The organism is Nonomuraea bangladeshensis (genome assembly GCF_039529455.1).
GTDB lineage: Bacteria > Actinomycetota > Actinomycetes > Streptosporangiales > Streptosporangiaceae > Nonomuraea > Nonomuraea bangladeshensis.
Genome location: NZ_BAAAMV010000001.1, coordinates 294756 through 317840, shown reverse-complemented (window position 1 = coordinate 317840; position 23085 = coordinate 294756). Strand labels below are relative to the sequence as shown.

22 protein-coding genes are annotated in these 23085 nt (G+C 72.8%); 12 read left to right on the top strand and 10 right to left on the bottom strand.

The features are described from left to right. Positions 1-38 precede the first annotated feature (38 nt). Positions 39-815 carry a PP2C family protein-serine/threonine phosphatase gene (locus ABD292_RS01340; protein WP_344204582.1) on the bottom strand — a complete coding sequence of 259 codons (777 nt, stop codon included), beginning with the start codon at positions 813-815 and terminating at the stop codon, positions 39-41. Positions 816-1178: 363 nt separating this feature from the next. On the opposite strand from ABD292_RS01340, the gene ABD292_RS01335 reads away from it, so the two are divergent. The 3 genes from ABD292_RS01335 to ABD292_RS01325 are packed head-to-tail and all read left to right on the top strand — an operon-like array spanning position 1179 to position 4134. Further along, positions 1179-2333, top strand: a complete 1155-nt coding sequence (locus ABD292_RS01335) for a sensor histidine kinase (RefSeq protein ID WP_344204580.1) — start codon at positions 1179-1181, stop codon at positions 2331-2333. Continuing rightward, positions 2330-3463 carry a hypothetical protein gene (locus ABD292_RS01330; RefSeq protein WP_344204579.1) on the top strand — a complete coding sequence of 378 codons (1134 nt, stop codon included), beginning with the start codon at positions 2330-2332 and terminating at the stop codon, positions 3461-3463. The genes ABD292_RS01335 and ABD292_RS01330 overlap by 4 nt, the downstream gene beginning before the upstream one ends. Beyond that, the gene (locus ABD292_RS01325; protein WP_344204577.1) at positions 3418-4134 is read left to right on the top strand and encodes a response regulator; all 717 of its coding nucleotides are present in this window, start codon (positions 3418-3420) and stop codon (positions 4132-4134) included. Before ABD292_RS01330 ends, ABD292_RS01325 begins: the two co-directional genes overlap by 46 nt. A 102-nt stretch (positions 4135-4236) precedes the next feature. Here the strand turns inward: ABD292_RS01325 and ABD292_RS01320 are convergent, their stop codons facing one another. Then, on the bottom strand, positions 4237-4467 hold the full coding sequence (locus ABD292_RS01320; protein WP_344204575.1) for a PDDEXK family nuclease: 231 nt from the start codon (positions 4465-4467) through the stop codon (positions 4237-4239). A gap of 242 nt (positions 4468-4709) precedes the next feature. Between ABD292_RS01320 and ABD292_RS01315 the strand changes: the two genes are divergently transcribed. Continuing rightward, complete coding sequence (locus tag ABD292_RS01315) at positions 4710-5375, top strand: lytic polysaccharide monooxygenase auxiliary activity family 9 protein (protein ID WP_344204573.1); 666 nt, start codon at positions 4710-4712, stop codon at positions 5373-5375. 65 nt (positions 5376-5440) lie between these two features. On the opposite strand, the gene ABD292_RS01310 is transcribed toward ABD292_RS01315, so the two are convergent. Then, a complete protein-coding gene (locus ABD292_RS01310) occupies positions 5441-5743 on the bottom strand; it encodes a hypothetical protein (protein WP_344204571.1) in 303 nt (100 codons plus the stop codon). 328 nt (positions 5744-6071) lie between these two features. On the opposite strand from ABD292_RS01310, the gene ABD292_RS01305 reads away from it, so the two are divergent. The 3 genes from ABD292_RS01305 to ABD292_RS01295 all read left to right on the top strand — a co-directional run bounded on the left by ABD292_RS01305 (position 6072) and on the right by ABD292_RS01295 (position 9075). Further along, entirely contained in the window at positions 6072-7139 is a 1068-nt protein-coding gene (locus tag ABD292_RS01305; protein ID WP_344204569.1) for a C45 family autoproteolytic acyltransferase/hydrolase, read from the top strand. A gap of 52 nt (positions 7140-7191) precedes the next feature. Then, positions 7192-8340 carry a CaiB/BaiF CoA transferase family protein gene (locus ABD292_RS01300; RefSeq protein ID WP_344204567.1) on the top strand — a complete coding sequence of 383 codons (1149 nt, stop codon included), beginning with the start codon at positions 7192-7194 and terminating at the stop codon, positions 8338-8340. 78 nt (positions 8341-8418) lie between these two features. Further along, positions 8419-9075, top strand: a complete 657-nt coding sequence (locus ABD292_RS01295) for a hypothetical protein (protein WP_344204566.1) — start codon at positions 8419-8421, stop codon at positions 9073-9075. A 260-nt stretch (positions 9076-9335) separates the two neighbouring features. On the opposite strand, the gene ABD292_RS01290 is transcribed toward ABD292_RS01295, so the two are convergent. Then, entirely contained in the window at positions 9336-9476 is a 141-nt protein-coding gene (locus ABD292_RS01290) for a hypothetical protein (RefSeq protein WP_344204565.1), read from the bottom strand. A 323-nt stretch (positions 9477-9799) separates the two neighbouring features. On the opposite strand from ABD292_RS01290, the gene ABD292_RS01285 reads away from it, so the two are divergent. Further along, positions 9800-13219, top strand: a complete 3420-nt coding sequence (locus tag ABD292_RS01285; RefSeq protein ID WP_344204564.1) for a M28 family peptidase — start codon at positions 9800-9802, stop codon at positions 13217-13219. On the opposite strand, the gene ABD292_RS01280 is transcribed toward ABD292_RS01285, so the two are convergent. From ABD292_RS01280 to ABD292_RS01270, 3 genes are all read right to left on the bottom strand, one after another. Continuing rightward, complete coding sequence (locus ABD292_RS01280) at positions 13216-16119, bottom strand: helix-turn-helix transcriptional regulator (RefSeq protein ID WP_344204563.1); 2904 nt, start codon at positions 16117-16119, stop codon at positions 13216-13218. The genes ABD292_RS01285 and ABD292_RS01280 overlap by 4 nt on opposite strands. 389 nt (positions 16120-16508) lie before the next feature. After that, positions 16509-17720, bottom strand: a complete 1212-nt coding sequence (locus ABD292_RS01275; protein WP_344204562.1) for a metal-dependent hydrolase family protein — start codon at positions 17718-17720, stop codon at positions 16509-16511. After that, on the bottom strand, positions 17717-18142 hold the full coding sequence (locus tag ABD292_RS01270; RefSeq protein WP_344204560.1) for a GAF domain-containing protein: 426 nt from the start codon (positions 18140-18142) through the stop codon (positions 17717-17719). The genes ABD292_RS01275 and ABD292_RS01270 overlap by 4 nt, the downstream gene beginning before the upstream one ends. Positions 18143-18278: 136 nt before the next feature. Between ABD292_RS01270 and ABD292_RS01265 the strand changes: the two genes are divergently transcribed. After that, the gene (locus ABD292_RS01265) at positions 18279-19286 is read left to right on the top strand and encodes a MurR/RpiR family transcriptional regulator (protein WP_425564950.1); all 1008 of its coding nucleotides are present in this window, start codon (positions 18279-18281) and stop codon (positions 19284-19286) included. A 154-nt stretch (positions 19287-19440) separates the two neighbouring features. Here ABD292_RS01265 and ABD292_RS01260 read toward each other — a convergent pair whose 3' ends face one another. From ABD292_RS01260 to ABD292_RS01250, 3 genes are all read right to left on the bottom strand, one after another. After that, positions 19441-19827: a type II toxin-antitoxin system VapC family toxin gene (locus ABD292_RS01260; RefSeq protein WP_344204559.1), complete on the bottom strand. Its 387-nt coding sequence runs from the start codon at positions 19825-19827 to the stop codon at positions 19441-19443. Further along, positions 19824-20060 carry a FitA-like ribbon-helix-helix domain-containing protein gene (locus ABD292_RS01255; protein WP_344204557.1) on the bottom strand — a complete coding sequence of 79 codons (237 nt, stop codon included), beginning with the start codon at positions 20058-20060 and terminating at the stop codon, positions 19824-19826. The genes ABD292_RS01260 and ABD292_RS01255 overlap by 4 nt, the downstream gene beginning before the upstream one ends. 203 nt (positions 20061-20263) lie before the next feature. Continuing rightward, positions 20264-20797: a hypothetical protein gene (locus tag ABD292_RS01250; protein ID WP_344204556.1), complete on the bottom strand. Its 534-nt coding sequence runs from the start codon at positions 20795-20797 to the stop codon at positions 20264-20266. 164 nt (positions 20798-20961) lie between these two features. Here ABD292_RS01250 and ABD292_RS01245 point away from each other — a divergent pair, with 164 nt between their 5' ends. From ABD292_RS01245 to ABD292_RS01235, 3 genes are all read left to right on the top strand, one after another. Continuing rightward, positions 20962-21927 (top strand): ABC transporter substrate-binding protein, encoded by a 966-nt coding sequence (locus ABD292_RS01245; protein WP_344204555.1) that lies wholly within the window; start codon positions 20962-20964, stop codon positions 21925-21927. Between the two features lie 74 nt (positions 21928-22001). Next, positions 22002-22652, top strand: coding sequence for an RNA polymerase sigma factor (locus tag ABD292_RS01240; protein ID WP_344204554.1), 651 nt, complete (start codon positions 22002-22004; stop codon positions 22650-22652). Between the two features lie 12 nt (positions 22653-22664). Beyond that, positions 22665-22937 (top strand): anti-sigma factor family protein, encoded by a 273-nt coding sequence (locus ABD292_RS01235; RefSeq protein ID WP_344204553.1) that lies wholly within the window; start codon positions 22665-22667, stop codon positions 22935-22937. The last annotated feature ends 148 nt before the right edge of the window (positions 22938-23085 follow it).

Here is a 23085-nt window from a genome sequence, read left to right as displayed (position 1 = left end):
AACGGCTCGTCCGGCGCGGCTACTCCCGGCGGACGCCCTCATACCGTCACGAAGTCGGCGATGACCACCGTCGCGTCCTCCTTCGGCTCGACCGCGGCGAGCTCGTCGTAGAGCCGGTCCAGGCACGCGACGGGCGAGGCGCTGCCGGTCAGCAGCTCGGTCACCCGCTTGACGCCGAGCGCCTGCACGACGCCGTCCGACATCATCACCACCCGGTCGCCCGGCCGCACCGCGACGGCGCCGACCTCGGCGTCGATCCCGGCGTTGATTCCAGCGGGCCGGCCGAGGGCGCGCAGCGGCGGCCCGTCGTCGAAGGAGTGCGACGTGGTGAGCGGCGCGGGCGTCCCGCCGCGCGGACAGTGCCAGATCGCGCCGTTGCCGACGTGGGCGAAGCGCAGGCGCGGGCTCTCCCCGCCGTCCAGCACGATCAGGTCCAGGCTGCTGGCCAGATCCGCCATGGCCGGGTCGCGTGACGCGGCGTCGCGCACCGCGCGATGCGCGGCCTGGACGTAGTCGTCCAGGTCCTGCTCGCGCGGGCCCCCGTGCTGCGGACGCCCCGCGATCACGGCCGCCAGCGCCAGGGCGGCGGCCACGTGGCCCGCCTCCGGCCCGGTCCCGCCGTCGGCCGTCGCGACCAGCCGCTCCTGGATGACGTACGCGTCCGACGGCCGCCCGCGCGAACCCTCGAACGTGCCCCCCACCGCCACCAGCCGCGGCCTGGTCACCGGCATGCCCGGCGGCCACTTCCCGCGCCTGCCCTGCACGTTCATCACCGACAGGCATCCGATCAGTATCGAGATCACGAAGAACGTCATGAGGTCCCCTCCCGCCGCGCCCGTCGCGGCACCCGCAAGTAGACGCTCCTGCCACACCGGACGACTGACGGCCGATCAGCCGTCGTAGCGATATGAGGGCCTATAACGGCACATGTCGGCATGACGGCTGTTCGACCGTCATGCCGGGAAAAGCGGCCCGGAGCAGGGTGTGGAGGGGCGGTGCACCCCGCATCGCGCCGGCCCGAGGACGAACAGTTATGCGACCCATGACCCCGAACACCGCGACGGCCGGGGATCTGCCTTACCGGTTCTCCGGAAGAACCCGTTACGTATCCTTTTTGCCCATCTTGAACTGCGTTATCGTGAGACCCGTCTTGTGCTCCCATCGTGTGCGGACGGCCCATGTCTCACCCCCGCTCCACGAGGTACGACTCCGCGACCCGGCAGTTGGAGAAGGCCACCGCCAGAACGGCCGCGGGCGCGCGCAGCGCGGTGGGCGCGGTGGCGGTGCTCGCGGCCTCCTTCGGCGCCGTCCCGCCGGTCTCACTCTCCTGGCTGGTGCCGCTGCTGGCGGTCCACCTCGCCCTGACGGCGGGCTTCACGCGGGTGTGGTGGCGTACGGAGCTGGTGCCGCGCCGGCTGGTGGCCGCTGATGTGGCCGTCACGCTCGCGCTCTGCCTCGCCCAGCGTTTCGTGGTCGCCGAGGAGGCCCTGGACAGCGGGGCGAGCTGGGTGTCGGGGCTGGTCACGATGACGATCATCCTCGCCGCCGTCTCCTGGCGGCCCGCGCTCGCCGTGCCGGTCGGCCTCGCCGTCGCCGGGGCGTTCGCGGCCGGCGTGCGCCTCGCCTCCGCCACCCAGGACGTCGTCGCGCCCACCGGCGTCCACCTCGTGCAACTGCTCGCCATCGTGGTGCTGATGACGCTGCTGCGCCGCTCGTTCGCCGACATCGACGCCTTCCTGGAGCGCAGCGTACGCGCCGAGATCACGCTCATGGTCGAACGGCTGCGCCGCGAGGACCAGCTCAAGCAGGTCGGCAGCATCCACGAGACCGCGTTGCACACGCTGGGCATGGTCGGGCTCGGCACCTACGACCGGCCCACGCCCACGCTGGCCGCGCAGGTCCGTACCGACCTCGCGGCGCTGGAGAAGCTGCGCGACACCCCCGGCGGCGACTCCGCGCCGATCGCGCTCGACGCCCTCCTGGACGAGGTCGCCGGGCGCGTCGACGGGCTGGACGTACGCACCAGCCTCGTCGCCGAGACCGTGCCCGGCGACGTCGCCGAGCGCTTCGCCCGCGCCGTCACCGAGGCCCTGGCCAACGTCGCCCTGCACGCCGGCGTCCACGAGGCCGAGGTCGTCTCCACCCGGCGCGGCGGCGAGATCGTCGTGGAGGTCGCCGACAGCGGGCGCGGCTTCGACCAGGACCGGCTGCCGCCCGACCGGTTCGGCGTGCGCGGCTCCATCCTCGGCATGATGCGCTCGCTGCCCAACGGCGGCGCCCGCATCTCCTCCAGCGCCCAGGGCACCCGCGTCAGCCTGTGGTGGCGGCCATGACCGAGGAGATCGAGCAGGTGGCCCAGCGCTACGCCCGCTACACCGCGCTCGGCGCGGCCGTCATCACGGCCGTCTGGCACCTCGGCTACAACCTGACCGTCACGCTCACCGGCTGGCAGTCCTTCCGCCTGCCCTGGCTGAACCTCGCCGCCTGGCTCGCCTACGCCGCCGTCTTCGCCGTCGCCCTGCGCTCGCTGGCCCGCGACTCGCACGGCCCGTCCAGGATCCGCGAGCTGGCCGTCGCCGCCCTCGCCCTGGACGTCGCGGTGATCGCCGCGCTGCCGCCCCACGAACTGCTCGGCATCAACGACTGGGCGTGGGGCTCGGTCGGCTGGATCGGCGTCATGCTGGTGTGGGGCCGGCCGGGCTGGCGCCGCGAGCTGATCGCCTTCCTCGCCGGCAACGCCGCCATCATGCTGGCCGCCATGGCCGTCACCGGCGCCCTCGACCGCGTCGCCGTCTCCAAGTACCTCGTCGTCATCGTCGGCGGCATCACCATGCAGCTCGGCTACGCGTGGGGCTGCCACCTGCTGCGCGCCCGCGCCGAGGACGCGGTCGTGCTGGCCCGCCGGCTCGCCGCCGACGACGCCCTGCGCGAGTCGGCCCAGCGCATCCACACCGACCGGCTGCGCAGGTACGCGGCCATCCGCGACGTCGCCGAGGAGCTGCTGCAGCAGCTCGCCGACGGCGCCGACCCCGGCGACCCCCGGGTGCGCGACGACTGCACGGCCGGCGCGATGCGGCTGCGCCGGCTCATCACCGAGCGCGAGGACGTGCCGGACGAGCTGGTCTCGGCGCTGCGCGAGCGCATCGAGGCGGCCGAGCGGCGCAAGGTGATGGTGACGGTGCCGCCGTTCGGCGAATTCCTGCCCCTCCTGCCGGACGGCGTACGCGAGGACCTGCTGCGGGCCCCGGTCCGGGCGCTCGACGGCGCGCGGACGCGGGCCCGCGTAACGGTGTCGGCCATGTCCACGATGGTGAGCGTGGCGGTCGTGGCCGACAACGACGACCTGCCGATCAGCCACACCCCCGTGCGCGAGCCGAGCGGCGTGGTCGTCACCTATCAGCGGCAGGGAGGGGAGGTATGGGTCAACAGCATCTGGCAACGGAGCCCGGTGCCGAGCCGGTGACGGTGGCCCTGGTGGAGGACCACCAGGTGGTGGTGGACGGGGTGCGCTCCTGGTTCGGGCCGTCGCCCGGCCCGGTGGCGCTGGTCGCCCAGGGGCCCACCATCGAGGCCGTCCAGGGAGTGACGGCCGACGTGCTGCTGCTCGACCTCAACCTCAACGGCACGATGGTCATCGACCGGGTCTCCGAGCTGTGCCAGGGCGGGCAGCGGGTCATCGTCTTCTCCGAGCACGAGGAGCCCGAGACGGTGCGCGCCGTGCTCGACGCGGGGGCCTCGGCCTTCATCGGCAAGGGCCGCGCCACCCGCGAGTCGTGCCTGGAGACCATCATGAAGGTCGCCGCAGACCGGCCCACCGTCACGCCCCCGATGGCCCAGGCCATCGCCACCGACGAGCGCCCCCACCGGCCGCAGCTCTCCGACAAGGAGCGGGAGGCGCTGCTGTTCTGGTTCCAGTCGATGTCGAAGGCGTCGGTGGCGGCCCGGATGGGCATCAAGGAACGGACCGTGCGTCAGTACATCGACCGGGCCCGCGTGAAGTACGCCGCCGCCGGCCGGCCCGCCCCCACCAAGGAGAAGCTGCTCGTCTGCGCCATCCAGGACGGCCTCATCCAGCCCGACGAGGTGACCATCTACACGTCGCTGGCCGTCCGCACGTCTCCCGAACCCCACTGAAACGCCTGACCTCGGTCCTTCCGGCAGGAGGGGGCCGGCAGGGCCGAGGTCCAGGTCACGCGGCGAACGCGGCGGGGTCGAGAGCCAAGTGGAAGGGGCGGCTCAGCTCGGCGACGGACCCGGCCTTGTACACGGCGGGCGGTCGTAGGCGTCGCCGTCGAGCTCGTACACGTAGAGCGCGGGCCCCTCGTCCGGCTCGACCCGCCAGTAGACCGGGACGCGCGCCTGCGCGTAGCCGAGGGCCTTCCCGTCGTCGGGAGAGGTGAGCAGATCCCGGACCGTGTAGGAGGAAGCGCGGGGACAGTCGGGCTCGATCGGTTCCATCGTGGTCACGCGACGCAGTATCCGCGACCCCGCCCGCGCTCACATGCGTTTTCGCCGAGTTGATCACGCTGGGTGACCGGGCGGCGGTGAAAGTTTCACCTAGCCGGAAAGCCCTTTCCGCTGCTCATCCCCGGTCCGCCCCGCACCTGACAACAGTGCTCACTTGGTAGCGGGTGGCGCGGTCAGATAACGTCCGGCCAGGAGCGCTCCTCGCCACCGGAACCTCCCGACCGGAAAACGGAGACCGCACTATGCCCCGAGTCGCACCGAACCGCTGGGCGCTGCGCGCCCTGGCCCTGCTGATGTCCCTGGCGATGATCGTCGTCGTCCCGATGGCCGAGACCGCCTCCGCGCACGGCTCGGTCGTGGACCCGGCCTCGCGCAACTACGGCTGCTGGCTGCGCTGGGGCAGCGACTTCCAGAACCCGGCCATGGCCCAGCTCGACCCGATGTGCTGGCAGGCGTGGCAGGACAACACCAACGCCATGTGGAACTGGAACGGCCTCTACCGCGACAACGTCGCAGGCAACCACCAGGCCGCCATCCCCAACGGTCAGCTCTGCAGCGCCGGCCGGACCCAGGACGGCCGCTACCGTTCCATGGACACCCCCGGCGCCTGGACGGCGGCGGCCATGAGCAGCACCTTCAACATCCGCCTCACCGACCAGGCCAGGCACGGCGCCGACTACATCCGGGTCTACATCACCCGCCAGGGCTACAACGCCCTGAACACGCCGCTCGGCTGGAACCACCTGGAGCTGATCAAGGAGACCGGCAAGTACGCCCCCAGCGACACGTACATGATCAACGGGATCAGCAAGGGCTCGCGCACCGGCCGCCACGTCGTCTACACGATCTGGAAGGCCTCACACATGGACCAGACGTACTACTTCTGCAGCGACGTCACGTTCAGCTGAGCCTCCCCGCCCCTCGGCACGACTGCCCGCCGGGCGCGCTCCGCCGCGCCCGGCGTCCGTGCTTCTCACTCTTGGACGCACCCGCACGGGGCCGTGACCAGCGTCCCGGCCTCCTCGTCCACGTGCGCCACCGTCCGCGCGCCCAGGCAGGCCCGGCAGCCCAGCGCAGCCGCGACGTACGGGTCCGTCCACACCTTGTGCTTCCAGGCCGGCGGCGGCGCCGGGGGCGGCATGGCGCCACGTTCGGCCGGCTCATTCGCTCCGCCCACCTGGCCGCGGCCACCGCAGAACCGGCACGCGAGGAACAGCGGGCCGAGCAACTGGCCGCGTTGGCCGCCGCACTCGGGGCAGACGATGGGATCCGTCACCTACGGCCGGTCCCGCTGCACGTCGTGCACTGTACCCATCTGCGTTCCTGGTCCTTGTTGCCGTTGAGCTCCATCCACTCGCCGCCCGCGCCGAGGCAGGTGCGGCAGATCGGAGGTTCGTCATCCTCGCTCTTGCCCATACCCGGACGGTAGCCGAGCCAACGCGCCCCGTCTGTCACTCCAGTGGGAGGGAGCCTGTATCGAGCCGGGTTCGGCAACCGCCAGGGGCCACCGTGGCGTGAGAGGTTGCCGGGTCGCCGCGCGGGGTACTGGCATTGGCGTTCACTGCCGAACCGCCCCCCGGCTCGCCCGACCTGATGGACCGTTCATGACCTTTCCCACGTTCGTCTCCACCGAGCAAGACCCCCGCGCCCGCGGCAAGGAGCTCGGGGCGGCCCGGCGCGCGGCCGTGGCCGCCAACTTCGCCGGCTACGCCGAGTTGTTCGCCGCCGCCGGGGCGGGTGCGTCGCGGGTGCGGGCGTGGGGGGAGCGGGCGCTGGACAGCAGTGCGGCCTGGGCACCGCGGCTGGCTGAGGAGATCGCCGGGATCGCGTCCGGCGCCGGGCTGGAGCCGTGGCAGGTGGCCGTGGTCAACGCGCGTACGGAGATCCTGGCGGCCGTGGACGCGGGCGGCGAGGGGGAGTGCTCGACGTCCGTCGTGCTGCCCGGTGACGGGAGCGCGCCGCGGACCGTCCAGACCTGGGACTGGCACGACCATCTGCGCGACGCGCCCATGCTGTGGGAGCTGGAGCCGTTCGCCGGGCACGTGGTGCGTACGTTCACCGAAGCCGGCGCGCTGGCCAAGATCGGGGTGAACACGGCCGGGCTCGGCATCCACTTCAACCTCCTGCGTCACCGCTCCGACCACGCCGGCATCGGCGTGCCGGTGCACCTGATCGCCCGCCGCATCCTGGACGAGGCCGCCACCGTCGAGGAGGCCGCGGCCCTCGCCCGTTCGGCCACGGTCTCGGCCTCGACCGTCATCACCGTCGTCACGGCGCGGGCCGCGGCCTCGATCGAGATGTCCCCGGCCGGGGTCGCCGTCGTGCCGAGCGGCCCGGACGGCGTCCTGCAGCACTGCAACCACTTCCTCGACGCGGCCCTCGCCGAGGAGGAGCGGCACTCGAGCGACCGGCCCACCACGTACGAGCGGCTGCGGCACCTCAGCGCGCACGTCGCGGGGCTGAGCGCGGCGGACCCGACCGCCCGCGCCCGGGCCATGCTCAGCCACGCCCCCGGCCACGCCCCCGTCTGCGCGCACCCCGACCTGACCCAGCCGATCCACCAGCGGTGGGAGACGCTCGCCACGATCGCGCTCGACCTGCCGGCCGCGCGGCTGCGGGTGCACCGGGGCGGGCCGTGCCGGGTGGCGGAGGAGACCTGGCAGGTCTTCTAGCGGGCGCCCCGGTACGAACCGGGCGGTGCGCTCCGGTTAGGGTGCGTTGACCATGGACGTTCCGGAGGGCGCCCTCGACGGGCTGCTGGTGGCCGACTTCAGCCGGGTGCTGGCCGGCCCGTACGCCACGATGCTGCTGGCCGACCTCGGGGCCGAGGTCGTCAAGGTGGAGCGGCCGGGCACCGGGGACGACACCCGCGAGTGGGGGCCGCCCTACGGGCCGGACGGTGAGGCCACGTACTTCCTGGGGGTCAACCGCAACAAGCGCTCCATCGCGCTCGACCTGCGGGCGGACGCCGAGGTGGCGCGGGCGCTCGCGGCCCGCGCGGACGTCCTGGTGGAGAACTTCCGCCCCGGCACGATGGACCGGCTCGGCCTCGGCTACGACGCGCTGCGCGAGCTCAACCCCGGGCTCGTCTACTGCTCCATCACCGGCTTCGGCTCCGGCGCCGGCGCCGGGCTGCCCGGGTACGACCTCGTCGCGCAGGCCGTCGGCGGTCTGATGAGCGTCACCGGCGACCCGGACGGCCCCGGCACGAAGACGGGCGTGGCGCTGGTGGACGTGATCACCGGCCTGCACGCCGCGCTCGGCGTCATGGCCGCCCTGCGCCACCGCGAGCGTACGGGGGAGGGGCAGCGCGTCGAGGTCTCGCTGCTGTCGTCGCTGCTGTCGGCGCTCACCAACCACGCCTCCGCGTACGCCGCCGCCGGCGTGGTGCCGCGGGCGATGGGCAACCGGCATCCGAGCATCGTTCCGTACGAGGTGTTCGAGACCGCCGACCGGCCGCTCGTGATCGCCGCGGGGAACGACCGCCAGTTCCAGGCGCTCTGCCGCGTGCTCGACCGCCCCGACCTGGCCGCCGACCCCCGCTACGCCGGCAACGCCGGCCGCGTCACCGCCCGCGCCGAGCTGGTGGACGAGCTCAACGCCGCGCTGCGCGGCCGTCCGGCGGACGCCTGGTTCGAGCTGCTCACGGCCGCCGGGGTGCCGTGCGGGCCGATCAACGACCTGTCGGCCGCGTTCGGGCTCGCCGCGGAGCTCGGCCTGGAGCCCGCCGTGGACCTCGACGGCGTCGGCCAGGTCGCGAACCCCATCCGCCTCGCCGCGACCCCGCCGTCCTACCGCCGCCGACCGCCCGCCCTCGGCGCGGACGAGGCGTGGGTGCGCGCGCTCCTGGAGGGCGATCCGGGCCGGGAGTAACGCTGGGCGCGCGTCGGCGGATGTTCTCCATAATCGGCCCAGTGGTCGGCGCGGTCTCCGGGACGGACGGTGTGGAACGTGACAGTGCCCCCAGTGCCCTCGGCGCCCCCGCCGCCCAAGAAGGACCATCGCGTCCAGATCGTCGTCGCGATCATCGGCGCCTGCGCGGCGATCCTCGCGGCCCTCATCCCGGTGGCGATCAGCCGGTTCGACGACCCCGAGCCGACCCCGTCGCCCACCACGGCCACGCCGACCAGGGACGTCACGCCGATCGGGGACGTCACGCCGATCGGGGACGTCACGCTGGCCGGGGACGAGACGCCGGCCGGGGACGAGACGCCGGAGACCACGCCGCCCGGTCCCGACCCCGCGCTCGCCGTGCCGGAGGACTACCGGGGCTCCTGGAGCGGCCAGGTCGACTGGCGTCCGCCACTCCAGGGCTCCTACAGCACGACCCTGACCATCTCCGCCGGCTCCCTGGGCGCGATGGTCGGCCAGTTCAGCGCCCAGGGCGACACGTGCCGTGGCGCGCTCTGGCTGGAGGCCGGCGGCGGGCCGATCGTGCTGCGGCTGAAGACGACGTACGACGGGGGCGGCTGCTCCAGCCTCGCCGACGTGAAGCTGACCCTGGACGACGACGGCGACCTGCGCTACGAGCTGATCGCCGCCCAGTTCCCCCAGGGGTTCGTCAACCAGCCCGCGCCGCCCGCCACGGGCACCCTCACCCGCGACTAGCGGGCCAGGTCCAGCACCGCGCGCACGACCTCGTCACCGGCCAGTGAGCGAGGTGATCGAGTCGCCGAAGACGTACTCGCAGGAGGAGGCGGTGCGCTCGTACAGCAGGCGGGACAGGTCGCCGCGCCTGATCTCGATGTCGCCGCCGGTGAACTCGCCGGGGATGACGGCCAGGGTGCGGCCGCGCTCGCGTGCTGCCCGGCCACGAGCAGCCGCCGCCCGTCGCGGGCCGGCCGCTCGAACCGGTGGACGTCGACGTCCTAGGGGGAGACGGCGAGCCGGTAGCCGGCGCCGTGGAACTCGATCAGGTCGGCCGGCAGGTTGCGCCTGAGCCGGGAGATCTGGCCTGGACGGCGTTCGCCGCGCCCGCCGGGGGCCGGGTCGCCTCCGGCCGGACGCACCTCCAGCGGCCCCAGACTGCCGAACTGTATGACGTCGATTGTCCAGCATCGTACGCACTACCCGAGTACGGATGGGTGTGACCAGCGGTAACACAAATGTCGGTATGCCTACCGATGAACATACGTATTTTCCCGCGATGAACGAGCGCTTAGCGTCTGGCGACAACAAGGCGAAACGGTCCGCATGCTCATCCGTCTCCCTTTATCACCCCCCACTTTCCCTCATGTCCCGCGACCCAGGAGACCCCTGACCGCGCGGTGGCCCGCGTGCGCCCACAAGGCGGCAACGGCCGGAGGGAGAACGCCGAAAGGAGCACCACAGCGTGAAACGCCAAGCCTTACTCGCGGCGGTCGCCGGCTTAGCCACGGCCGCGGCCCTGACGCTGCAAGCGTCACCCGCGAGCGCCGCGCCTCCCGGGGCCACCCGGGGCCAGGACAGCGGCGCGTCCGCGCGTGCGGCGGCAGACCCCGCGTCGCTCGCGGCAGCAGTCGCAGACAAGGCGGTGTCGAGCGGGCTCGACGAGCTGCGCAGAGGGCCCGACGAGGCCTACAGCCGCGTCGCCGTCACCCCCGGTTCGAACGAGATGTTCTACGTCGCCTATGAGCGCACCTACAAGGGGCTGCCCATGGTCGGCGGCGACGCCGTCGTCGTCACCGACGCGGCGGGCCACGTCAGGGACACCGTAGCCGCCACCGGCCCGATCTCCCGCGACGTGGCGACCAAGGCCACGATCAGCGCGGCCAAGGCCACGGCCGTGGCCAAGTCCAGGCTCTCGCGCGTGGACGACAGCGCGGCCCCGCGCCTGGTCGTGCTCGCCCGGGGCGAGCAGCCCGCGCTCGCGTGGGAGGCCAAGGTCAGCGGCCTCGCGAACGGCAAGCCGAGCATCCAGAACGTGTACGTCGACGCCCGCACCGGCAAGGTCGCCGACGCGGTCGAGCTCGTACGCGAGGGCAGCGGCAACGGCTTCTACAACGGACAGGTCACGATCAACACGAGCGGCTCGGGCAGCTCGTACTCGATGACCGACACCACCAGGCCGGGTATCCAGTGCGGCGGACAGGGCGGCACCGCGTACACCGGTACCGATGACGCGTGGGGCAACGGCCAGGGCACCAACCTGGAGACCGCCTGCGTGGACGCGCTCTACAGCGTCCAGCGCGAGTGGGACATGCTCAGGGACTGGCTCGGCCGCAACGGCATCAACGGCAGCGGCAGGGGCTTCCCCGCCCGCGTCGGCCTGAGCGACGTCAACGCGTACTGGAACGGCAGCTACACGAACTTCGGCCACAACCAGGCCAACACCCAGCAGGCCACCCCGATCGACGTCGTGGCCCACGAGTTCGGCCACGCGATCTTCCAGACCACCCCTGGCGGGGCCGGGTCGGGCAACGAGAACGGCGGCATCAACGAGGGCACCGGCGACATCTTCGGCGCGCTCACCGAGGCCTACGCCAACAACCCGAACGACCCGCCGGACTACCTGGTGGGCGAGGAGGTCAACCTCGTCGGGCAGGGCCCGATCCGCAACATGTACAACCCGGGCGCGCTCGGTGACCCGAACTGCTACTCCTCCTCCATCCCCAACACCGAGGTGCACTCGGCGGCCGGCCCGCTGAACCACTGGTTCTACCTGCTGGCCGAGGGCAACAACCCCGGCGGCGGCAAGCCGTCCAGCCCGATCTGCTCCGGCGGCCCGTCGTCGGTGACCGGCATCAGCATCCAGAAGGCCGGCAAGATCTACATGGGCGCCCTCAACCGGAAGACGTCGTCCTGGCGTTACACCAACATCAGGGCGGCCTCCGTGGCCGCGGCCATCGAGCTGTACGGCGCCAACAGCGCCGAGTGCAACAGCACCAAGGCGGCCTGGAGCGCGGTCAGCGTGGCGGCGGCCTCCGGCGAGCCCGCCTGCGGCACCGCCCAGTCCGACTTCTCGCTGTCGCTCAACCCGACCTCGGGCAACGCGCGGCCCGGCGGCACCGCGACGGTCACGGTCGGCACCCAGACCACCTCGGGCAGCGCCCAGACGGTCAACCTGACCGCCTCCGGGCTGCCGAGCGGGACCACCGCGAGCTTCAACCCCTCGTCGGTGACTTCCGGCAACTCCTCGACGCTGACGCTGAACGTCGGCTCCTCGACGGCGCAGGGCACGTACCAGATCACGGTCACGGGCACCGGCTCGACCACGCACAGCGCGACCTACTCGCTGACGGTCGGCACCGGCGGCCCCACCGACCAGGTTCCTGACGTCAGCGTCACCAACGTCAAGGCGCACCTGTCGCAGCTCCAGAGCATCGCCACCAGCAACGGCGGCACCCGCAGGTCCACGGGCCAGGGCTACCTCCAGTCGGTCTCGTACATCGAGCAGAAGCTGCAGGCGGCCGGGTACACCGTGGTCAGGCAGAGCTGCGGCGTCTCCTACTGCACCAGCGGCGCGGGCCCGAACCTGATCGCCGACTGGCCGGGCGGCGACGCCGACCAGGTCATCATGTCCGGCGCCCACCTGGACAGCGTGTCCGCGGGACCCGGCATCAACGACAACGGCTCCGGCTCGGCCAACCTGCTGGAGGTCGCGCTGACGCTGGCCCAGAAGAACCCCACGCTCACCAAGCACGTGAGGTTCGGCTGGTGGACCGACGAGGAGCAGGGGCTCAACGGCTCCGAGGCGTACGTCGCCTCGCTCAGCTCCACCGAGCGGTCGAAGATCAAGGTCTACTACAACTACGACATGACCGGCTCGCCCAATGGCGGTTACTTCATCAACAACATCACCACCACGGGCGCGGCCTACCTGAAGGAGTTCTACGACAAGCTGAACCTGCAGCCCGAGGAGAACACCGAGGGCGCCAACCGCTCCGACGACGCCTCCTTCCGCAACGCCGGCATCCCGAGCTCGGGTGTCGCGGCGGGCGCGAGCGCGACCAAGACGTCGGCGCAGGCGTCCAAGTGGGGCGGCACGGCCAACCGGGCCTACGACTCCTGCTACCACTCCTCGTGCGACACCACGTCCAACATCAACGACACGATCCTCGACCGGGCGGCCGACGCGGCCATCTACGCGATCTGGAAGCAGGCGGTCGGCGGCACCACGCAGCCGCGTGACTTCTCGCTCTCGGCGAACCCCGGCTCGGGCACCGTGCAGGCCGGCGCCACGGCCACGACGACGATCGGCTCGACCACCACGAACGGGACCGCCCAGACGGTGAACCTGTCCGCGAGCGGCCTGCCGACCGGCGCCACGGCCGGCTTCGACCCGGCCGGCATCACGTCGGGCGGCTCGTCCACGCTGACGATCGCGACCTCGCCCACCACCCCCGCGGGCGTCTACGCGATCACCGTGACCGGCACGGGCGAGACGACGTCGCACACCACGACGTACAACCTGACCGTCCAGAGCACCTCGGGCGGCCGGACGTTCACCAACGACACCGACTACCGCATCAACGACTACGCCAACACCCAGAGCTCGATCACGTCCACCGCGACGGGCGCGGCGACCTCACCGGTCCAGGTGTCCATCACGATCAACCACACCTGCGCCGAGGACCTGGACATCTGGCTCCGCGGCCCGAACGGCACGTGGTACGTGGTCGACGCCTACGGCGGCACCACCTGCACCGAGTACGGCACCAGGACCTTCTCGGTCCCGGTGAGCCAGCAGGCGGCCGGCACCTGGGTGCTCGACATCGAGGACGTCTACGCCGGTGACACCGGCTACCTGGACTCCTGGAGCATCACCGTCTAACCGCCGGACTCGGGGGACGTGGGCCCCGGCCGGTCGTCCGGCCGGGGCTCCTTCACGTCGTTGCGGGTGCGTACGCCGAGCTTCTGCAGCACCCGCGCGACATGCGTGTCCACCGTCCGCCGCGACAGGAACAGCACCTCGGCGATCTCCCTGTTGGTCCGGCCGAGCGCGACGAGCCTGGCCACTTCGGCCTCCCTCGGCGACAGCACGCCGCTCCTGCCCTTCCTGCCCCGGCGCGGCGCGCTGCCCGGCCCGATCTCGCGCAGCAGGTGGCGGCAGCGGGCGGCGTCGTGGGTCGCGCCGAGTCCCGCGTACCGCTCGCAGGCGTCGGAGATCAGGTCCGCCGCCCGTGCCCGGTCGCCCATGGCCAGCCGCGCGCCCGCCTCCGCCTCGGACGCCCGTGCCATGCTGTACGGCCGCGGCATCGCCTCGTAGGCCGCCCGCGCCTCGGCGTGACACCGGGCCGCCTCCTCGTGCCCGCCCCCGGCCCGGGCGAGGGCGCCCCGCGCGGTGGCGAGGCCGGCGTGCGCCGACGGCGCGTCCCTGCCCTCGATGCCCGCCCCGAACTCGGCCACCAGGTCGGCCGCCTCGCCCGTCCGCCCGGCCTTGAGCAGCGCCTCGACGGCGGGCGGGACGAGCTGGTCGCCCCACACCCACATGCCCTTGCGCCGCAGCCTGGCCACCGCGCGGTCGGCCTCGGCGAGGGCCTCGTCCAGGCAGTCGCGGGTCAGGTGCAGCTCGATCAGGCCGCCGGAGGCGAAGGCCGCGACCGGCAGGAACCCGGACTCGACGTCGTTCACCCCGGCCGAGACCAGGTGCTCGATGGCCTCCTCCCACTCGCCCCGCGCGAGGGCCAGCATGCCGAGCGCGAGCCGGGCGTCGGAGGCGAGCAGCGGCGCATCCGGCGTCATCTCGACCGCCGTGACGGCCCGTTCCCGCAGCCCCTCCCAGTGCCCGGTCAGCAGGTCGAGCCTGATCGACGACAGCTCCACCAGGAACTCCGGGTACAGCGCGCCCGTCTCCTCGGCGATCCGCCTGCTCTGGTCGGCGAAGCGCTCGGCCGCCGCGTAGTGGCCGAGCCCGATGGCCGCGTCGAACAGGTTGGCGTAGCCGCGCGCCACCTGCCTGCGCACGGCCGCCGACGGGTCGTTGGCGGGCAGGGCCGCGGCCAGCTCGAGCGCGTCCGGCGAGCCGAGCATCATGGCGAGGCTCACCTTGTTGGCGTGCACGGCGGCGGTCAGCTCGGGGTCCTGGTCCTCGACGGTGGCGAGCAGCTTCTCGGCCTGGTTCATCCACTCCTCGTGCGTGGCGAGCGGTTCGTCGCCCCAGGGCGGCATCGCCAGCAGGGCGAGGCCGCGGGCGGCGAGGCTCGGCCGGTCGTGCAGGTCGGGGAGCGCGAGCAGGATCTCCTGGCGTCCCGCGGCGACCGCTCCTGCCTGGTTGGACAGCAGCACGCCCAGGTTGAGCCGGGCCTCGCCGCGTACGTGCCGGGACAGGAAGTCCTCGGCCAGCAGGTGGCGCAGGGAGCGCACCACGCGCCGGTAGGACAGCCCGATCGCGGCGACGCGGCTGAGCCGCAGCGCGAGCGGGCCGCGCGCGTCGTGCGGCAACTTGGGGTCGGCGAGCATCCCGGCCAGCACCTCGACCGCGAGGGGGATGTCGCCGATCGCGGCGGCGCGGTCGGCGGCGGCCGGGCCGTGCCGCTGCCAGGCGGCGAAGTCGCCCGCCCGCCTGGCGTGGTAGGCGAGCTGGACGAGCGGCGGCGGGTCGAGCGCCGACAGCGCGGTCACGGCCCGCTGGTGCGTGAGCCGCCGGTCGGGGCCGGGGATCGCCTCGTAGACGGCCTGCTGGGCGAGGGAGTGGCGGAAGCCGTACTGGCCGTCCTCGTGTTCGAGCAGGACGCCCGCCTTGAGCGCCTGGCTCAGCCCGTCACCGGCCGGGTGGCCCGAGACGGCGGCGATGAGCTGCTCGTCGGCGGCGAGGCCCAGCACCGCGGCGGCGTGCACCGCGTGCAGTGCGGCGGGCGAGAGCCCGGTGAGCTGCTCGGCCATCGCCTCGCGCAGCAGCGGCGGCACCGCCATGCGCTCCAGGACCTCGGGCTCCTCCTCGCCGCCGACCAACTGGCCCTCGTCGTCGAGCAACGAGCGCACCACCTCCTCGATCACGAACGGCACCCCCGCCGTGTGGTCGCGCAGCTTCGTGACGAAGTCGGACGTCAGCGTCGACCGGCCGAGCAGCGCGCGGGTCAGGTTGCGCACCCCTTCGACGTCGAGCGGCGTGAGCGTGATCACCTCGCTGCGCACCCCCGCCGGCCGCCGGTAGGCGTGCCCGAACGGCAGCCCCGGCACCGGCAGCCCCTCCCTGCGGAACGTCACCACGAGCGCCAGCCCTGGGGGCGGCTGGTCGGTGAGGAAGCGCAGCAGGTCGCGGGTGCCGTCGTCGGCCCAGTGGAGGTCCTCGACCACGAGCACCACGGGCCCGGCCGCGGCCAGCAGCGCGTGCACGGCGCGGAACAGGCGGTGCCGCTCGGCGCGCGGGTCGTCGAGCGGCGGCGGCGAGGGCGCGGGCGGCAGGTGGCCGGCGAGCTCGGGCAGGTAGCCGCGGAGCGCGCCGGTGACCGGGTTGAGCGTTGCCGTCTCCGGCAGCGCCCCCGCGACGTGACGCAGCGCGTCGAACACCGGCCCGTACGGGAACGGCTCGCGGATCTGGTGACAGTGGCCGATCAGGACCGTGTGCTCTCCTTCAGGCAGGAGGTCGAGCGCGACCCTGACCAGCCGGGTCTTCCCGATTCCCGCCTCGCCCTGCACGAGGATGACGGCCGGCGGACCGCTGATGGCGTCGAGGAGCACATGTAACTGGGCGTCACGTCCGATCAGGCCAGGAGAAGCGAGGCGTGTCATCGGGGTCTCCGTAAGAGCGCAGGTTGACTCCCCCTGTCGGAATACTGTTATCCACCACGGGTCAGGGGTGGTCAACCCCCGCCGGAGGCCGCCCCGTCGGTCAGGGGGCGACGGGCGCCTTGTCGCCGGTCGGCTCCGGCGTCTCGGCCAGGTCCACGCTGTCGCGGAGCTTGGCCGGCTTGAGGAACAGGATGGCGATCACGCCGACCACGGCGATGCCCGCCGAGATCAGGAAGATGTGGCCCCGCCGGCGGCACCGGCCCGGGGTCGGGCAGGTAGATCAGCCGCCGCTGGGCCGGCCACAGCAGGCCCAGCAGCAGGAGCACGACCGCGAGGACGACGAGCGCGGCGCGTCAGCGACGTCATCCTCACACCGTACGCGCCGCCGATCAGGCCACCACGTCGCCCGCCTGCACCACGTGGCGCAGGTGGCGGGCGGGCTCGGCCAGCACGCCGACGTCCTCCAGCGGGTCGGCGTCGAGCACCAGCAGGTCGGCGTGCGCGCCCACGGCCAGGGTGCCGATCTCGCCCGCCATCCCCACCAGCTCGGCCGCGCCCGTGGTGGCCGCCCGCAGCACGTCGAGCGGGCTCTGCACCTCCCGGCGCAGCCGGAACTCGTGGTTCTGGTGCCGCTGCATGCCGCCGAGCAGGTCCGTGCCGTAGGCCAGCTTGACGCCGCCGCGCGCGGCCCGCTCCAGCGCGGTCAGCCCGGCCTCCAGCACCGCGTCCACCTTGTGCCAGCTCGCCGCCGACAGCCCGAACGCGCGGCCCTCCTCCTTCAGCGCCCAGTACGTCACCAGCGTCGGCACCAGGAACGCCTCGCGCTCCAGGAACAGCTCCACGCTGCGGTCGTCGATGAGGTTGCCGTGCTCGATCGAGCGCACCCCCGCCTCCAGCGCCCGGTTCACGGCGCGGGCGGTGTAGGCGTGGGCGGCCACGTACCGGTTGGCGGCCTCGGCCTCCTCGACGATCGCGCGCAGCTCCTCCGTCGAGTACTGCGTCGAGTCGATGCGGTCGGTCGGCGAGGCCACGCCGCCGGAGGCCATGACCTTGACATGGCTCGCGCCCTTGCGCAGTTCGTCGCGGGCGGCCGCGCGGACCGCGGCCACGCCGTCGGCGATCCGGCCGACGCCCGCGCAGCACGGGTGGTCGTCCGTCAGGCGCTCGCCCCGGCCGCGGAAGTCGGCGTGGCCGCCGGTCTGGCTCAGCGCCTTGCCGCAGAACAGCAGCCGCGGGCCCCGGATCAGCCCCTCCGCCTGCGCGTCGGCCAGCCCGAAGTCGGCGCCGGAGTTGTCGCGTACGGTGGTGAAGCCCCGGGCCAGCGTCTCGCCCATGATGCGGGCGGCGTGCGCGGTCACGTACGACGGGGACATCGCGGGCAGCGCGCCGAGGTCCGCGGTCAACGCCGTGACGTGCACGTGGGCGTCGATGAGGCCCGGCACCACGTACGCGCCCGCGCCGTCGATCACCCGCGTCCCGTCGGGGGCGCGCAGGCCGGTGCCCGTCTCGGCGACGCGGCCGTCGGCGCAGCGCAGGTCGCCCTCGGCGTACTCGCCGGTCTCGACGTCGAGGACGCGTACGTTTCTCAGCAGCAGGCTCAACGGACGGCGTCCCGGAGGGCGGGGACGGCCAGCGGGGCCAGCTTCTCGGCCGCGGCGACGGAGGCGTCGTCGTAGGCGCCCTCGGCGTCGAGCAGGTTGAGCACGCCGACGACCTCGCCGTCCTCGACCACCGGCACGTTGATGACCGCGCCGCAGCCCAGGCTCTCGATGAGCGCGTGGTCGGCGAAGATCCCGCGCACCGCGGCCCGGTCCGGCCCGAGGTACGGCCTGCGCCCCTCGATGCACGTGGCCAGCCAGCCCTGCGCGATCTCCACGCTCTTCTCCCCGCCCACCGGGTACTGCTCGGGGTGGCTGGTGTGCACCCGGCGCAGCGCCCGCCGCTCCGGTATCCAGGCCAGCACCGTGAACAGCCGCACGCCGACCTCGTCGCGCACGCGCTCCTGCAGCTCCTCGAACGTCATCTCGTCGTCCCCTCCTTGTCGATCGCGCAGCAATTTATAGTGCAGAACAGTGCAATTGCAATGGTCTTTGCAGATTGCTCGCGTGCGGAGGGCGTAGCATGATCGGCGGATCTGGAGGCCGGGGAAGAGGGAACTCGTGAGCGAGCGCGCCACCGACGATCTCGAAGGCTGGCTGCGGAGCCGCACCCCCGAGCGCGGGCTGCGCGGCAAGTCGGCCGCGGTGCTGGAGCTGCTGCTGTCGCAGCCGCGGCGGGCCTCGTACGGGTCGGCGGGGGAGCTCGCCCAGCTCGCCGGCGTCAACGTCGCCACCGTCACCCGCACCGCGCAGGCGCTCGGCTTCGCCGGCTGGCCCGCCCTGCAGCAGGAGCTGCGCGCCCGCTACCTGTCCTCGCTCAGCGCCGGCCAGGTCGCCGCCGAGCACCGCGCCGAGGGCCGCGCCGAGGACCGGGCCGAGCACCGGGTCGAGGGCCGGGTCGAGGGCCGGGCCGGTCAGATCGCCGCCGAGGGCCGCGCCGAGGGCCGGGCCGGTCGGGCCGCCGCCGACCGCCGCGGCACCGGCTCACCGGGCGCGCGCTCGCTCCGCCGCGACCTCGACGGCCTCGCCGTGCTCAACCGGCGGCTCGACGAGCGCGTGCTGACCACGATCGCCGAGGCCGTCGCCGCCGCCCGCCGCACCACGATCGTCGCCGACGGCAGCTACGCCGCCGTCGGCCTGGCCCTCGCGCACAACGCCCGGCTCGCCGGCTACCCCGTGCGGGCCGTCACCGCCGGCTCCGAGCTGGCCAACGCCATGGCCGACGTCGGCGAGGGCGACGTCCTCATCGCCGTCAGCTTCTGGCGCCTGTACGAGAACACGGTCCTCGCCGCCAACGAGGCGCGGGGGCGCGGGGCGCGCGTCTTCGCCGTGACGGACGCGGCCAGCCCCGCACTGGCGGCCGCGGCCGAGGAGGTGGTGCTGGTGCCGGCCGAGGGGGAGGCGTTCTTCCCGTCGCTGACCGCCGGCATCGCCGTGGCGCAGGCGCTGGTCACCCAGCTCGCGGCGGTGGACCCGGCACGTACGGGCGCGGCGATCGAGGCCGCCGAGTCCATGTGGACCCGCTTCGGCCTCCTCCACCGCCACCCGTCCCCGCCCCCGCCCGTCTGACCAGGACCGGCGGGCCGCCATCAGCAGATGCTGCGGCCTGACCGACGATGACCTGCGTGGATGAGGCCAGGCCAAACCGGCCCGAGGGCCGGGCCAGGAAGTGACGAAGCCGAGCGTCGAGCGGTGGCGCGGCGCCCCAGGACGGATCGAGCGATCAGCAGAGGTCGACGTCGATGTAGTTGCAGGCCACTTTGTGGATCTTCTCGTCCGTGGTGACCAGGGTGCAGTTCAGCGCTTCGGCCAAGGCGACATATGTGGCGTCGTACCCGTTGAAATTGGCTCGTAGGTCCCAGGCGCGATCAGCGGTCTCGTCGTCGGCGTGGCGGGTGAACGGCAGGCCCGACTTGACGATCCGGGCTCCCTCGGCGCGGGCCGCGCTGATCTTGCCGCCGAGGAGCAGGCCGCGCACGGCGTTGCGGAACTCGTAGTCGAGTAGGTGGGGGATGTGGAGCCGGTTCTCGGCGACGCGGGCGAGCAGCCCGTCTGTGGGGGCGTCTCCGGCCAAGGCCTCGACGAGCGCCGAGCTGTCGATGACGATCACGACTCGCGGATCTTCCTTATCTCGGTGACGACCTCGTCATGACTCGCTCCGCCACCAAGTGAGCGGAGGGCCTCCAGCCGCTCTCTGATCGTGTCCGGAGCGGGAGTGGCGGCGACCTCGGTGAGGATGCCGGCCACGTAAGCCGACAGTGACATGCGCTGACGCGCCGCCCGCGCTTTCAGCTCGGCGACCACTTCCGCGTCCAGTCCTCTGACCTGCAACGTGGCATCCATACTGCAAGCATAGTGCTGTTCTCGCATAGATGGCATGCAGACCAGCGGAGACTGAATCGTGGGCGCGGCATGTGACGTGCGGCATGTGGCCTGCCGTTCGCTCCGACACGCCTGGACTTCGACGGCGCCAAGTCCGTATTGGCGGAGCCTGTCCGCCTGCAGCACTCCAGTGGTCGCTGACCGCTTCGCCCGCGTGCGGACGGTCAGAGCCAGCTGGCGCGGAGGCTGGTGGCGGTGGTGGCCTCGTCGGGGGTGGCGGTGGCGCGGACGCGGTCCAGGAGGCGGCCGACGACCTCGACGATCTCCGGGGCGCGTTCGCGCAGGCCGGTCACGTCGGCCGGGGTCGCCTCGCCCGGGTCGGCGCCGACCTCCTTCAGCACGCCCTCCAGGTCGGTCAGCCGCTCGGCGAGCCACTGCAGCGGCTCGCCCGACAGTGCGTGGTCGAAGACGCGCCGGCCCGGCTCCCAGCCGTTCATGCCCGGGTGGTGGTGGGTGCGGTCGAAGCTGCCCGGCGTGCCGGACACCGACTCCAGCAGGTCCACGCGCCACAGCGGGCGCTCGACGGTGATCGGCCGGGCCGAGTAGATGGAGCCCTTGAGTTCGCTCTGTTCGAGCCGGCGCAGCTCCAGGCGTACGCCGCGCTCGGCGCCCTCCTGGCCCCGCTCCGGGTTGGGATCGACGAAGTAGATGTCACTCACGGCCACGCCGATCTGCTCGAAGCCGAACAGGTAGAGCATGGGGAACCACTTCCTTCGCAGATGACAGCCAGGACGCCTCCCGCCCAACGTAACCCGGCGCGCCGGGCCCGGCCAGCCCGGCCCGGCGCCGCTCGCCGACAGGTCGTACATGATCATTTTTCGATACGCTCTCCTGTCCGTCGCCGCACAGTGAGGAGAGGCACATGCCGAAGCGGTTCGCTCGCGTCCTGGCCGTCCTGGTGTTGTCCGGCCTGTCGGCCGTCGCCTGCGGGGGCGCCGACGCCCCGCCGCCGTCCCCCGAGCCGAGGCCGGCGCCGGAGAAGGCGGAGATCCGGGTGGGCTTCGTGCCGCTGGCCGACGCCGCGCCGTTCTTCATCGCCCTGCGCAAGGGCTATTTCGCGGAGGAGGGGCTGTCCGTACGCGCCGTGGGGGCCACCGGCAGCGGCATGGCGGTGCCGACGCTGGAGACGGGCGGCCTCGACGTCGCGCAGACCGACTACGTCACCACGTTCATGGCCGACGCCGCGGGCAAGTCGCTCCAGCTCGCCGGGGTCATGGCGGAGGCGGCCGAGGACAGCTACGGGCTCGTGGTCCCCTCGGACTCCCCGATCACGTCCGTACGGAAGCTCAAGGGCAGGACCGTCGCGGTCAACAACCTCAACGGGCTCGCCACGCTGACCGTCCAGCGCATGCTGAAGGACGCGGGGCTGGACGCGCATGACGTCCGGTTCGCCGAGGTGCCCTTCCCCGAGATGAGCGGGCGGCTGAAGTCCGGGGACGTGGACGCGGCCTGGGCGGGGGAGCCGTTCCTCAGCGGCCCGGAGGGCCTGCGCCGGCTGACCGACCCCGTGCCCGGCCGCCTCCGGGGCTGGCCGACCAGCGGGTGGATGGTCACAGAGAAGTGGCGGACGGAGAACCCGCGCACCCTCGCCGCCTTCCAGCGGGCGTTGGCCAGGGCGCAGCGGGTGGCCGCCGACCGCAAGGAGGTCGAGGCGGTGCTGCCGACGTACACCAAGCTCTCGCCGCAGGCCGTCGCGCGGGTGTCGGTCGGGACCTTCCCCACGGCCGCCGACCCCGGCCGGCTGCAGCAGGTGGCCGACGTCCTGGAGAAGCACGGCTATCTCAAGAGCCCTCTCGACGTCACGTCCCTGCTGGCCACCACCGGCTGAGCGACCCCTCGGTGCGATCTTCGGCCGCCGGATGTGATGATGACGAAGAGCGTCGGAGCGGGGAGGAAACGATCGTGGCGTCTTTCGCGGGCGGCGCGCTGCCCCCGGACCACGTCATCGTCACGGCCCTGCGGGCGGGCGACGAGGCGATGTTCGCCGCGTTGCTCGACACCTGGTCGCGGGGCATGCTGCGGGTCGCCAGATCCTACGTCTCGACCGACGACTCGGCCGAGGAGGTCGTGCAGGACACCTGGCTGGCGGTGATCGGCGCGATCGACGACTTCGAGGGCCGCTCGTCGGTGCGTACGTGGGTCTACCGGATCCTGGTCAACGCCGCGAAGAAGCGCGGCCTGCGGGAGAGCCGTACGCTGCCGTGGAGCGCGCTCGAATCCGACGGCGGGCCGGGCGTGGACCCGTCGCGCTTCCACGCCTTGGACACCGGCCTGCCGGGGAGCTGGAAGGTGCCTCCGGCGGCCTGGCCGACGCCGGAGAACCAGGCGCTCGCCGCCGAGGTACGCGGCCTCATCGCCGAGGCGCTGGCCGAACTGCCGCCCCGGCAGCGCATCGTGATCACTCTGCGCGACGTGGAGGGGTGCACGTCCGAGGAGGTTTGCGACATCCTGGACATCTCACCGGCCAACCAGCGGGTGCTGCTGCACCGTGCCCGGTCAGTGGTCCGGGACCGGCTGGAGGGCTACTTCCGGTCGGTGATGGCGGCAGAATAGGTGAAACGGTTCATGGGCACAGAGGGTAAGGCGGGCAGCGTCGTGAAGCGGTTCACGTGCGGCGAACTGGTGGAAGTCGTCACCGCCTACCTCGACGACGCGCTCGACGAGCAGGACCGCGCCGCCGTAGAGGGCCATCTCGCCTGCTGCGCCGACTGTGGCCGCTACCTCGACCAGCACCGCGCCACCGTGCGCGCCGTCGCCGACCAGCCGCGGGAGCAGCTCTCGCGGCCCGTCCGCGACCGGTTAATGGCGGCCTTCAAGGCCCGGCGCCCGTCGTCCTGAGACTCCCGGAACCGTTCGTCCTGAGATTTCCGGAAGGTCGTCTGTAACGTTCGCGCGGCTCGCGGGTCTGTAGCTCCATGCGCCATGCGAGGGGAGCCCGATGACCGCCAGGCCCGCCGCACGCTCACGTCCGCCCGCGATCCCGCCC

What these genes read in the sequence shown, in the direction of transcription:
- ABD292_RS01270 (WP_344204560.1), bottom strand. Translation starts at nt 18,142, where the DNA reads ATGACGTTCGAGGAGCTGCAGGAGCGCGTGCGCGACGAGGTCGGCGTG.
- ABD292_RS01245 (WP_344204555.1), top strand. Translation starts at nt 20,962, where the DNA reads ATGCCGAAGCGGTTCGCTCGCGTCCTGGCCGTCCTGGTGTTGTCCGGC.
- ABD292_RS01325 (WP_344204577.1), top strand. Translation starts at nt 3,418, where the DNA reads ATGGGTCAACAGCATCTGGCAACGGAGCCCGGTGCCGAGCCGGTGACG.
- ABD292_RS01305 (WP_344204569.1), top strand. Translation starts at nt 6,072, where the DNA reads ATGACCTTTCCCACGTTCGTCTCCACCGAGCAAGACCCCCGCGCCCGC.
- ABD292_RS01300 (WP_344204567.1), top strand. Translation starts at nt 7,192, where the DNA reads ATGGACGTTCCGGAGGGCGCCCTCGACGGGCTGCTGGTGGCCGACTTC.
- ABD292_RS01330 (WP_344204579.1), top strand. Translation starts at nt 2,330, where the DNA reads ATGACCGAGGAGATCGAGCAGGTGGCCCAGCGCTACGCCCGCTACACC.
- ABD292_RS01335 (WP_344204580.1), top strand. Translation starts at nt 1,179, where the DNA reads ATGTCTCACCCCCGCTCCACGAGGTACGACTCCGCGACCCGGCAGTTG.
- ABD292_RS01235 (WP_344204553.1), top strand. Translation starts at nt 22,665, where the DNA reads ATGGGCACAGAGGGTAAGGCGGGCAGCGTCGTGAAGCGGTTCACGTGC.
- ABD292_RS01250 (WP_344204556.1), bottom strand. Translation starts at nt 20,797, where the DNA reads ATGCTCTACCTGTTCGGCTTCGAGCAGATCGGCGTGGCCGTGAGTGAC.
- ABD292_RS01315 (WP_344204573.1), top strand. Translation starts at nt 4,710, where the DNA reads ATGCCCCGAGTCGCACCGAACCGCTGGGCGCTGCGCGCCCTGGCCCTG.
- ABD292_RS01280 (WP_344204563.1), bottom strand. Translation starts at nt 16,119, where the DNA reads ATGACACGCCTCGCTTCTCCTGGCCTGATCGGACGTGACGCCCAGTTA.
- ABD292_RS01340 (WP_344204582.1), bottom strand. Translation starts at nt 815, where the DNA reads ATGACGTTCTTCGTGATCTCGATACTGATCGGATGCCTGTCGGTGATG.
- ABD292_RS01255 (WP_344204557.1), bottom strand. Translation starts at nt 20,060, where the DNA reads ATGGATGCCACGTTGCAGGTCAGAGGACTGGACGCGGAAGTGGTCGCC.